Source organism: Arthrobacter sp. AK01, assembly GCF_021109375.1.
Taxonomy (GTDB): domain Bacteria; phylum Actinomycetota; class Actinomycetes; order Actinomycetales; family Micrococcaceae; genus Arthrobacter.
On the sequence record NZ_JAJOHP010000059.1, the window covers coordinates 1 to 11,934 of the forward strand.

Genomic DNA, 11,934 nt, shown 5'->3' on the forward strand with positions numbered 1-11,934 from the left:
ACACCAAACCCGCGCCCCCCGCAAAAAAAAATTCCTAAAACTCCCCCCCGCGGTGCCACCCCGGGGGGGGGGGGGGGCCCCCGGGGGGGCCCCCCCTCAGGGCCCTTCACCCCCACGCCGCGGGGGGTTACCCCCCCCGGCGCCTTGGTCCCGCACTCGTTCGCTGCACCCGGCGCAGGACAACCGGGAATTTCGAATGGGGGCCAGATTCAGCCTGCGTGCTTTCCGTGGTCCGGACGGGCTTCGCGCGCTTCAACACCCTGCAGAAGCAACAACGCCATCCGCTCTTGCTGCCTGCGTTCGCGCTTGAGTTCCTTCCGGATCGCAGCGAGTTCCCCTGCGGTGTTGGCCTGCTGCTCCGCGATTGTTTGCTGTTCCCTCAACCGCGCCTGCAGTTCCACATTGGCACGGCTGAGCTGCAACTGCTGCTCCGCCAGTACGTACTGGGTGCGGGTCAGCTGTTCCTGCACTTCCTTCACATCAGTTGCTTCCTTGACAGCAGCCGTGGGGTGCGGGCGTTCCTGCGTGAGGATCCGGGCAAACTCGAGGTCCAGGTCTGCCCCGGAATCCTGCTTCGGAGCCTGATGCCCGGCCCCGGAAACAGTACGTCCGGCACCAAAGGCGCTGCCGCCGTCGTCGTCCGCCTTCACGGCGTCCAAGGAAGAGGTGTCCAGCGACATCCCGGCGTCTCCCGATGCTGTGGCGATGAGTTCCTTCTCAGGAGCGGCATCCACGGTGCGGCGCAGCGGACGCTCTTTGATGAACAGTACGGCCAGGAGGGCCACGACACTGATGATCGCGGAGATCAGGAAGATCTGTGCTGTGGCGTCGCCATAGGCAGCACGCATGATCTCGGCGATGGGAGCGGGTATGTCGGCGAGGTCCATGCTGGCTCCTGAAGCGCCACCCTGGACCGGGATGCCTGCAGCGGCCATGCCTTCAACGGCCAGGTCCTTCACGTGGTTGGACATGATGGCGCCCAGGACGGAAACGCCGATTGCGCCACCCACCGAGCGGAAGAATGCCACGGAGGCACTCGCGGTTCCGATGTCCTTGGCCTGGACCGTGTTCTGCACGGCCAGCACCAGGTTCTGCATCAGCATGCCAAGGCCCAGGCCGAACACGCCGGTGTAGATCGCGACGATCCACAGTTCAGTGGTGTGGTCCATGGTTCCGGCGAATGCGAGGCCGCCAATCAGCAGGACGGAGCCTGCGATCAGGAACCTCTTCCACTTACCGAAGCGGCTGATCAGGATGCCGGACGCGACGGAACCAATCAGGTTGCCGGCGATCATCGGCAGCGTCAGCAGGCCGGCCTCGGTGGGCGTGGCGCCGCGGGCAACTTGGAAGTACTGACCCAGGAACGTGGAGGAACCGAACATGGCGATGCCGACAGCAACCGACGCGACGATGGCCAGGGCCGTGGTGCGCTCGGAGATGATCTTCAGCGGGATGATCGGCTGGGCAACCTTGGTTTCCACGAATACCAGGACGGCCAGCAGCGCTACGCCGCCACCCACCATGAGGGCCGACTGCCAGGAGAACCAGTCGTAGTAGTCCGGGTTGCCGGCGAAGGAGACCCAGATCAGGAGCAGGCTCACACCGGAAGTCAGCAGGATGGAGCCGAGCCAGTCGATCTTGGCCGGGCGCTTGATGTGCTGGATCTTCAGTGTCACCTGGAGCAGGATGAGCGCGACGACGGCCAGTGGCACGCAGACGAAGAACGTCCAGCGCCAGCCGAGCGGGCTGTCAACGATGAAGCCACCCAGCAGCGGGCCACCTGCGGTGCCGACGGCCATGACGGCACCCATGTAGCCGGAGTACTTACCACGATCACGCGGCGGGATCATGGAGCCGATGATGGCTTGCGCCAAGGCAGTGAGGCCACCCATGGCGATACCCTGGATGACGCGTGCGGTCAGCAGCAGCGGAATCGTTTCGGACAGACCGGCCATGACGGAACCGGCCACAAAGATGATGATGCTCAGCTGGACCAGGAGCTTTTTGTCGAAGAGGTCCGCGAGCTTGCCCCAGATGGGCGTGGTTGCAGCGTTCGCCAGCAACGCGGCCGTGATGACCCAGGCGAAGTCGGTTTGCGTGCCCTTGAGTTCGGACATGATGGTGGGCAGTGCGTTGGCGACGATCGTGCTGCTGAGGATCGCCGTGAAGAAGGCCGCCAGGAGGCCCGTCAGGGCTTCCATGATTTGACGGTGCGTCATGGGCGCGGCGGCCTTGTTAACTGAGGCGTCCACCGCCTTGGTGTGCTGAACTGCTGGTGTGGCCATGCTTGGCTCCTAAGCTGTCTGGTTTGTTGTGATGGAGCCGGCCGCCGTTGCCCGGATTGAGTCCTTGAGGGACTCCGTGAGTTTGTTGATGACCTGGGAGGCCTCGAGGGCGTCTGCCTCGCTCCAATCCGCCAGGTAATCCCGCAGTCTCACGCTGCGTTGTTCTTCGAATTCGTGCAGCTTCGCCGCGCCCCTGTCCGTGAGGGCGAGGAGTTGGGCCCTTCCGTCCGCTGGATCGGGCCGCCTGACTACGAAGCCAAGCTCTTCCAGCTCGGTGATGTGCCGGCTGAGTACCGGGGCGCTGACGCCCAGGCGCGTGGCCAGGTGCGTAGCGCGGGTCTCCCCCTCGCCGATGAACCGCATGACGCCCTGGACTGCCATTCCGACGTCGGGAACGCGGGCCATGTGGGCGGTCACCACACAGCGCAGAGTGCGCTGGAGGTCGAAGATTTGATGCACAAGATCGGTCGCTGTGGCAGAACCGACGGACATGGGAAACACCCCTCTTTTTGTTTGCCTAAAGCAACTATAACCTTATTTGATTGCTTTGGGAAACTAAAGATGAGGAGGAGGGCTTACCGGGCCAGGTGGATCGCTGCCTTGATGACCTCATCTACCCTGCGTGGCCGCGTGATCCCCGGGGGCACGGCCGCGACGAGCCAACTCTCAGGGAGATCGTCTTCAATGGGCACCAGGGCAACTTTGGCGTCCGCGTAAACAGGCGCGACCCCCGGCCACGCGTGAGTGACGGAGATAGCCCTTCCGCTGGCCACCACGCCGCGGATGGTCTGCGCCACCACGCTTTTCCAGCGGACCTTCGGCTCAATGCCCGCCGAGAGGAACATGGCCGTGACGCGCTCGGCACTGGGCGGCACGTTGAAGAGGATGACATCCTCGCTGGCGAGGTCGGCGAAGCGTAGCGATGCCCTTCCCGCCAGGGGGTGGCTCGCGGCCAGCATGAACTGCGGACGCGACTCCACCACCTTGACCACATCCACGCCCGGCACCACCTGAAGGGAGTAGACAAACGCGAGGTCCAGTTCACCCTCCCCCACCGCCTTCTGCAGGTCTTCGGCAGCGCCCTCCACAAAGTCGAGCTCCACCTCGGGCCACTTCTCCGCGAAATAGCCGATGAGTTCCGGGATCACCCGGGGCGAAATGGCCACCATGCAGCCGATGGACACCCGGCCGCGCATCTCTTCATGGGACCGCATTAGTGCCCCGGCCTGCAGATCCGCCGTTTCCCCGAGGATTCGCCGGGCACGGACGCCGAGTTCAAGTCCCGCCGGCGTGGGCTCCACCCTCTTGGCGCGGGTCCGGATGAGCAGGTCCAGGCCGAGGCTTTTTTCCAACTGGGCGATCGCCATTGAGGCAGCGGCCTGGGAGATGTTGCTTTCGCTCGCAGCTTTGGTGAGGGAGCCATGATCGAGCACGGCCACAAAATACTCGAGCTGGCGCAGGGTGAACTCAGCCATCAGTTCTCCTTATGAACTTCTTAGAATTGATTGATTATACAAGTGCAGTGAGCCGGGCCACACTGGAGAAAAGCCAACGTCGAAGGAGACACCCGTGACACTGACGTCATCCCTGAAACCGCACATCGTCACCCTGGGGACCGCCGGCGGCCCCAGATGGTGGGCGGCAGCCGAAACCGGCGAGCGCACGGGAATCGCCACTGCCGTGGTGGTGGGAGAGGCCTTCTACCTGGTGGATTTCGGCCAAGGCGCCGGACGCAGGCTCAGCCAGTCAGGCCTGGAACTCAAGGATTTGAGGGCGCTCTTCATCACCCACCTCCATTCGGACCATGTCTATGATCTGGCCGGCCTGGGCATCTTTGGCCTGTACGCCCTTGCTGATCGCACCGATAACCCGGTCAGGATCATTGGCCCGGGCAACCGGGGTGAGCTTCCCCCGGTGTCGCCGCGCGCCGTCGTCGAGCCTCTTCCGCTGGCGCCGGAGAATCCGACGCCGGGTACCCGGCAGATGTTCGAACAACTCATGGCCGCCCACGCTACGGACCTCAATGACCGCATCCTGGACAGCCTCCGGCCCAGCCCCTTGGAAATCTTCAAGGCCGAAGATCTCCGGATACCAGTCGAAACCGGGTACCACCCCAACAGCAATCCAACGCCGGACATGGAGCCGTTCGAGGTCTACCGGGATGAGCTTGTCACCGTGACCGCCATCCTGGTGGAGCACCCGCCGGTTGCTCCGGCGTTCGCCTTCCGCTTCGAGACTGCCGAGGGCTCCGTGACGATTTCCGGCGATACCGCCTACACACAGAACATGATCACCCTGGCCCAGGACACGGACCTGCTGCTGCATGAGGCCATCGACTTCGCGTGGGTGGAATCGCTGTATGCGGACAAGACCGACGATGGCAGCCGGGCCGCGCGGGACCACCATTACAAGTCCCACACCAGCGTCCGCGAGGCAGCGAAACTGGCCGAAGCCGCCGGTGCCGGGCACCTGGCCCTGCATCACCTCGTTCCGGGCTCGGCCTCCGCATCGGTCTGGCACGAGGCCGCAGAACACTTCACGGGAAAGTTCACCGTCCCCAACGATCTCGACGTCATTCCGTTCGCCCGTCAACGCTGACGGCCGGACCCCAGCAACCTGAGGAATCACATGAGCCCAGCATCACCGCAGGACATCCTGCCAGGAACTGCGCCCCTCGCACCTGAGAATTCCATGAAGTCCAAGGACATGCGCCGCATCCTTGCCTCCAGCTTCATCGGCAGTGCGATCGAGTACTACGACTTCATGCTCTACGCCACAGCCGCCAGCTTGGTGTTCAACAAGGTCTTCTTCGCCAATCTCGGCCCCGGCTTCGCGCTCTTCGCGTCCTTTGTCACGCTCGCCGTCGGTTACATTGCCCGACCCCTTGGCGGCCTGATCTTCGGCCACTTCGGAGACCGGATGGGCCGCAAGAAGATGCTTGTCCTCTCCATGCTCATCATGGGTTTTGGGACCACGATGATCGGACTGCTGCCAACCACGGCCCAGATCGGCATTGCCGCGCCGATCGCGTTGGTGGTGCTCAGGCTGGTCCAGGGCGTCGCTGTGGGCGGCGAGTGGGGTGGCGCTGCCCTCATGGCCATAGAGCACGCGCCCAAGAAGCACCGCGGATTCGCGGCAGCTTTCGCCAACGCCGGAGGCCCGGCTGGAGCCATTCTGGGCACGCTCGCGCTGTCCCTGTTCGCAGCACTCTCCGGCGACGACTTCCTGGCGTGGGGTTGGCGCGTACCGTTCCTGCTCAGCGCCGCGCTGATCGCCGTCGGTATGGTCATCCGCCTCAAAGTCTCCGAGACTCCTGCCTTCCAGAAACTGGAAGCGGAAGGATCCAAACGGCGGGTCCCCCTGCTCGACGTCCTCAAGAACAACCGCCGTGCCGTGGTGCTCGGGTTGCTGGCAACCACAGCGTTCTATGTGTGCCAGTCGATGACCACCGTGTGGGGTGTCTCGGTGGCCGTTGAGAACGGTGCTGACAAGAACGGTGTCCTGAACATCAAGGCTTTCGCGGCACTTCTCACGCTGATCATCTGCTTCTACTCGGCACGCCTCAGCGATAGGATCGGCCGACGCCGCGTCCTTATCGGCGCATCCTTGCTGGGCGCTGTCCTTGCCTACCCCATCCTGCTGCTCATCAACAACGGCGAACTGTGGGCATTTGCCCTGGCCATCGTGTTGGGCAATGGCCTCGTGCAAGGCTTCCTCTACGGGCCCATTGCCGCCTATGTGGCCGAACAATTCCCCACCCGCAACCGCTACACCGGCGCGTCCCTGGCCTATCAAGGTGCCTCGATGATCGGTGCCGGCTTCACTCCCATGATCGTCGCCGGCCTCAGCCTCGCAGCCGGCGGTGGCCTGTGGCTCATCGCGGTGTTCTGGATCGCCGCGATGCTTGCCGCGGTTATCGCTGTGAAACTCACTCCTGAGGGCACCCAGCGCGAACTCGACTGAGTGTCCTTAAAGCAGCCAGCCCCCGCACGGATGACCGTGCGGGGGCTGGCTGTTTTTGGGTCTGTTTAATCCAAATGCGTGGGGCCGAACATCTTCAGCAGCGTTTCAACCACGACGACGTTGGGTCCGTCCGCTTCGAACGACGCCTTGAGCGCGTCCCCGACTTCCTCGGGGGCAACCCGGCGGGCCGGGACGCCGAAGGACTCGGCAAGCTTGACGAAGTCCGGGCGGGCGAGTTCGGTGGCCGTGGCTTGGCCGAAGGCGCCCACCATGTATTCGCGCAGGATGCCATAGCCGCCGTCGTCCACGATCAGCCAGGTGACCGGGACGTTGTGCTGCTTGGCGGTGGCGAGTTCGGAGATGGAGTACATGGAGGAACCGTCACCGGACACAGCCAGCACCCGGCTCGGTTTGCCCGTGGTTTCCAGCCCCACGGCACCGCCGATTGCTGCCGGGAAGCCGTAGCCCAGGCCGCCGGCTCCTTGGGCGGAGTGGAACTGGCCCTGCCGGGCATCCCAGCAGCTCCAACCCCAGTAAGCGGAGATGGTCATGTCCCAGAACGTCTGCATATCAGCCGGCACAGCCTCGCGGATGTCCGACATGAACTTCAGTTCCTTGGCCAGGTCCTGCGATTCCAGGCGTGCGGTGACCTTGGCCAAGGACTCCTTGACCACCTCTTCCGGGCTGGTGCCATGCCAGGAACGCTGTGTCGCATCCGCTGCACCCGCCTCAGCGAGGGCTTCGTCCAGCGCTGCGAGGGCCTGGCCTGCGTCGGCGCGGATGCCAAGCCCGGGCCGGTTGGATTCCAGGACGCGGGGTTCGGCGTCGATCTGGATGATGCGGCCGCGGGGTTCAAAGGTGAAGTAGTTGGAGGTCACTTCACCCAGCGAGGAGCCAATGACGATCAACACATCGGCGTCTTCCAGGACATCGGTCATGTACCGGTCCTCGATCCAGGACTGCAAGGACAGCTCGTGGGTCCACGGGAACGCACCGTTACCGCCGGGAGTGCAGATCACCGGGGCACGGAGCTGTTCGGCGATGGAGAGCAGCGACTTCTCGGCCCGGCCACGACGCGTACCGCCACCGGCGATGATCGCCGGACGTTCCGCCGTCGAAAGCCATTTGACCGCTTCGCGGATCAACTCCACGCGCGGCGGGTTATCGAAGGCCTCGGCGAGCGCGTCTTCCACCGGGGGAACCATGATGGGATCCAACAGGACGTTCTGCGGGATTTCGATCCAGACCGGCCCCTGCGGCGAGGAGATCGCTTCGGTCCAGGCATCCTGGATGGCCGACGGGATTCCGGAAGCGTGCTGGATCAGGCGCTGGCTCTTGGTGACGTTCGCGGCCGAGGCCTTCTGGTCATCAAGCTGGTGCAGCATGCCCTTGCGGCGTGCGCCCAGGCCGTCAAGCGGGATCTGGCTGGCAACAACCACCATGGGAACACCCGTGGCGTAGGCTTCCTGCAGCCCCGCAAGGGAGGTCAGCGCGCCGGGCCCGGTGGACAGGAACAGCACACCCACCTCACCGGTGGCACGGGAATAGCCGTCAGCGGCAAACGCCGAGTTGTTCTCCACCCGGGAGGAAACAAAGTGCAGGTTGCCGCGGCCCATGGCGTCAAAAAGACCCAACGCGTGCTGCCCCGGGATACCAAAAACGGTCTTCGCGCCCAACGCTTCGAGGGTCTCGACGACGAGGTCCCCGCCGTTGCGCTGGTTGGTCCCCTTTGTCGGGGCTGCCGTACCGGGATCGAAGTCGATCATCGCTGGTCTCCGGTTGCCTTGGCGAGCTCGGCAATGCGGGCGCCGAGCGCCTGCTGTGCGTAGCCGTTCGGAGCGCCGAGACGGTCGCCTTCCACGGCGTTGTCTGCCATGAGGGTCACGAGCTCATAAGCTACGTGGCTGCCGGCAACACCGGTGATTTCTGCGTGGTCATACGCCGGAGCAACTTCCACGATGTCCGCGCCCACGAGGTTCATGCCGCGGAAGCCACGGATGATTTCCAGGAGTTCGCGGCTGGTGATGCCGCCGGCTTCGGGGGTTCCGGTTCCGGGCGCGTGCGCCGGATCCAGGACATCGATGTCAACCGAGATATAGAGCGGTCGGTTGCCAATGCGGTCACGGATCTTGGCTACCGTCTCCAGGACGCCCTGGTAGTAGACGTCAGCGGAGGTGACGATTCCGAAGCCGAAGCGGTGGTCGTCGTCGAGGTCCTTCTTGCCGTACAACGGACCGCGGGTGCCGACATGGCTGATGGCTTCCGTGTCCAGGATGCCTTCCTCCACTGCCCGGCGGAACGGCGTGCCGTGCGTGTACTCGGCGCCGAAGTAGGTGTCCCAGGTATCCAGGTGCGCATCGAAGTGGAGCATGGCAATGGGTTCGCCGGCACGTTCTGCTGCTGCCCTCAGGAGCGGGAGGGCAATGGTGTGGTCGCCACCGAGGGTGACCAGCTTGCTGCCGCTGGCCGTGAGGTCCAGGGCATTCTGCTGGATGGTCTCGATGGCCTCGTTGATGTTGAACGGGTTCACGGCCATGTCGCCTGCGTCGGCAACCTGGATGTTCTCGAACGGGCTGACGTCCCAAGCCGGGTTGTACGGGCGCAGCAGACGGCTGGCCTCACGCACGTGGTTGGCGCCAAAGCGGGCGCCGGGACGGTAGGAAACGCCGGAGTCGAAGGGGACGCCAACTACGGTGACATCGGCCTTGGCGACCTGGTCCAGGCGAGGCAGTCGGGCGTAGGTGGCGGCACCGGCGTAGCGCGGGATGCGGGACGAATCGATGGGGCCGAGGTTCCCGTTGGCTTCAATACGGAGCTCTTCCAAAATGTGCCACTCCTTGTCATCTTTGGGGGGATTGGATCACTAGCTGTGACACCCATCATACACTCGAAGTTGCCTAATATGCATCACCTGTTTACAAATTTGTGATGAACCGAGGGGGTGAGATGCCGGTCACAGCAGGCGTAAAGATTCCATAAAAACCGGGGTCCCGGCGTCGAATGCGGCCATACGCTCCTAGCGGAAGCAGTACCGTGCTGCGCGAAAGGACAACGTGACCACCCTGACGAGGCCTCCGGCCGACCCGGCCAACCGGCCAAAGAATTCCTTCAAGCTCAAAGCATGGCTTTTGGAAGGAATGCCGGAAACCTCAGGAAAGCGGCAAGGCCCACACGGCCGCCCCACGGACTCGCATAAGCCCCAAGCCTGGTGGAAAGTCATGTGCCTCACCGGCCTGGACTACTTCTCCACCCTTGGGTACCAGCCGGCCATCGCCGCACTGGCCGCCGGCCTGCTGTCCCCGCTGGCCACCTTGCTCCTGGTGTTCGCAACCCTTGCCGGCGCACTGCCCGTGTATCGCCGCGTTGCGAAGGAAAGCCCGCGCGGCGAGGGCTCCATTGCCATGCTGGAACGACTACTGCCCCGATGGGGAGGCAAGCTCTTCGTCCTGGCCCTCCTCGGCTTCGCCGCCACGGACTTCATGATCACCATTACCCTTTCCGCCGCGGACGCCACAGCCCACCTCATCGAGAACCCCTTCGCTCCGCACTTCCTCGAAGGCCAGCAAGTGGTTATCACGTTGGCCTTGATAGCAGGCCTCGGCGTCGTCTTCCTCCGCGGCTTCAAGGAAGCCATCAACGTGGCAGTAGTCCTCGTGGCGGCATTCCTGGCGCTGAACCTGGTGGTGATTGCCGTATCCATGGCCCACCTCTTCACCGAGTCCGGCGTCATCACCGATTGGTGGACCGCCCTCACCACCTCCCACGGCGACCCGATCATGATGATCGCCCTGGCACTCCTGGTGTTCCCCCGCCTGGCACTGGGCCTCTCCGGATTCGAAACCGGCGTGGCTGTCATGCCCCAGATCAAGGGCCACGCTACAGACACCGAAGCCAAGCCCACAGGCCGGATCAAGGGCGCCCACAAGCTGCTCACCACCGCAGCCATCATCATGAGCTCATTCCTCATCACGTCCAGCTTCACCACCGTCATGCTGATCCCCGCCGCCGAATTCCAAGACGGCGGCAAGGCCGAGGGCCGCGCACTCGCCTACCTCGCCCACAAATTCCTCGGCGACGGCTTCGGAACTGTCTATGACGTCAGCACCATCGCCATCCTCTGGTTCGCCGGCGCTTCCGCCATGGCGGGACTGCTCAACCTGGTCCCGAGGTACCTGCCCCGCTACGGCATGGCGCCGGCGTGGGCCCGCGCCCTTCGTCCACTGGTGCTGGTGTTCACAGTCATCGCTTTCCTTGTCACCATCATCTTCAAGGCGGACGTCAACGCCCAGGGTGGCGCCTACGCCACAGGCGTGCTGGTCCTCATCACCTCGGCCTCCATAGCCGTGACCCTGTCCGCACGGCGAAAGAAGCAACGGGCCCAGGTCATCGGCTTCGGGCTGATCTCCCTCGTGTTCGTCTACACCACCGTGGTCAACTCGATCGAACGCCCCGACGGCTTGAAGATTGCGGCGCTCTTCATCCTGGGCATCATGGTCGTCAGCTTCATTTCCCGCATGAGGCGCGCCTTCGAACTCCGGGCCACCCACATCAAGATGGATGAGAAGGCCCTTGAATTCACGGCGAACGCTGCCGAAGGACCAGTGCGCATCATCGCCCACGAGCCCAAGCACCTCAGCGCAAGCCGCTACCGGGAGAAGCTCCAGCACGCCCAGCAGGCCAACCACCTTCCCGTTGACTGCGACGCCGTGTTCATCGAGGTCATCGTGGACGACAGCTCGGACTTCGAGCAGGAACTCCAGGTCGTAGGCAAGCAGCGGCACGGGTTCAAGATCCTGGAAGTGCACAGCAACAACGTGCCCAACACCGTAGCCGCAGTCCTGCTGCACATCCGCGACGTCACCGGGTTCATGCCGCACATCTACTTCCGCTGGACCGAGGGCAACCCGATCTCCAACCTCAGCAAGTTCCTGTTCTTCGGCGAAGGCGAGATCGCGCCTGTCACCCGTGAAGTGCTGAGGGAAGCCGAGCCGGACATCACCCGCCGGCCATGGGTGCACGTCGGCTAGCTGCCGCCCCCGCGCGTTGGCGCGAAACTAGCGGCTGGCCGCTGGAACCAGCACCCAGAGCACCTCGACGGTTTCGTCCGTGGGGTTGATCCAGGTATGCGGCTCGCGCCCCGGGAAGGAGAGGGTGTCCCCCTCTTCGAGGTCGTACTCCTCATTGGTCAGGATGAGCTTGATCCTGCCCTTGACCACGTGCAGGACGTCTACGTCGCAGTCCACGGCGTACAGCTCGTTTTCACCGCGGCCCCGGGGCTCGATGGTTGCTTGCAGGATCTGGAGCCGCCGCTCCGAGCGGGCGGTCAGTAAGCGCTCCACTATGCCCTGGCCACCCAGGGAGATGCGGGGACCGTCGTCGCGCTTGGTCAAGTGCGTCTCCGGGGCTGCGAACAAGTCCCCCACCGATACCGACAGGACCTGGCACAGGGTGACCAAGGAAGCGACCGACGGCGATGTCAGGTCGCGCTCCACACGGCTGAGGAAGCCCTTGGTCAGCCCGGTAGCGTCCGCCACTTGCTCGATGGTGAGGCGCTGCGCCTGCCGGGCTGCGCGGATTCTGGAACCGATGGCAACGGGAACATTGCTCGGTTCAACGGGTAGAGCCTTCATTCACGAACCTTTCAGGCCTGTCATGTGGCCCTGTCATTGGAGCAATAGTAGCCGGG

The 11,934-nt window shown here is 64.0% G+C and carries 9 protein-coding genes; 3 read left to right on the top strand and 6 right to left on the bottom strand.

What is annotated here, in order from left to right; genetic code table 11:
- Positions 1 to 209: 209 nt before the first annotated feature.
- The 3 genes from LN996_RS18025 to LN996_RS18035 form a co-directional block, all read right to left on the bottom strand.
- Positions 210 to 2,285, bottom strand: coding sequence for an MFS transporter (locus tag LN996_RS18025; protein ID WP_231341770.1), 2,076 nt, complete (start codon positions 2,283 to 2,285; stop codon positions 210 to 212).
- 9 nt (positions 2,286 to 2,294) lie between these two features.
- On the bottom strand, positions 2,295 to 2,777 hold the full coding sequence (locus tag LN996_RS18030; RefSeq protein WP_231341771.1) for a MarR family winged helix-turn-helix transcriptional regulator: 483 nt from the start codon (positions 2,775 to 2,777) through the stop codon (positions 2,295 to 2,297).
- An 83-nt stretch (positions 2,778 to 2,860) separates the two neighbouring features.
- A complete protein-coding gene (locus LN996_RS18035; protein WP_231341772.1) occupies positions 2,861 to 3,760 on the bottom strand; it encodes a LysR family transcriptional regulator in 900 nt (299 codons plus the stop codon).
- Positions 3,761 to 3,854: 94 nt separating this feature from the next.
- Here LN996_RS18035 and LN996_RS18040 point away from each other — a divergent pair, with 94 nt between their 5' ends.
- On the top strand, positions 3,855 to 4,883 hold the full coding sequence (locus LN996_RS18040; protein WP_231341773.1) for an MBL fold metallo-hydrolase: 1,029 nt from the start codon (positions 3,855 to 3,857) through the stop codon (positions 4,881 to 4,883).
- A gap of 30 nt (positions 4,884 to 4,913) precedes the next feature.
- Positions 4,914 to 6,248 (top strand): MFS transporter, encoded by a 1,335-nt coding sequence (locus LN996_RS18045; protein ID WP_231341774.1) that lies wholly within the window; start codon positions 4,914 to 4,916, stop codon positions 6,246 to 6,248.
- Positions 6,249 to 6,313: 65 nt separating this feature from the next.
- Here the strand turns inward: LN996_RS18045 and LN996_RS18050 are convergent, their stop codons facing one another.
- Complete coding sequence (locus LN996_RS18050; RefSeq protein WP_231341775.1) at positions 6,314 to 8,014, bottom strand: thiamine pyrophosphate-binding protein; 1,701 nt, start codon at positions 8,012 to 8,014, stop codon at positions 6,314 to 6,316.
- A complete protein-coding gene (gene speB / locus LN996_RS18055) occupies positions 8,011 to 9,072 on the bottom strand; it encodes an agmatinase (RefSeq protein WP_231341776.1) in 1,062 nt (353 codons plus the stop codon). Before speB ends, LN996_RS18050 begins: the two co-directional genes overlap by 4 nt.
- 229 nt (positions 9,073 to 9,301) lie before the next feature.
- Between speB and LN996_RS18060 the strand changes: the two genes are divergently transcribed.
- Positions 9,302 to 11,275: an amino acid transporter gene (locus LN996_RS18060; protein WP_231341777.1), complete on the top strand. Its 1,974-nt coding sequence runs from the start codon at positions 9,302 to 9,304 to the stop codon at positions 11,273 to 11,275.
- A 27-nt stretch (positions 11,276 to 11,302) separates the two neighbouring features.
- On the opposite strand, the gene LN996_RS18065 is transcribed toward LN996_RS18060, so the two are convergent.
- A complete protein-coding gene (locus tag LN996_RS18065) occupies positions 11,303 to 11,878 on the bottom strand; it encodes a helix-turn-helix domain-containing protein (RefSeq protein WP_024819844.1) in 576 nt (191 codons plus the stop codon).
- Positions 11,879 to 11,934 lie beyond the last annotated feature (56 nt).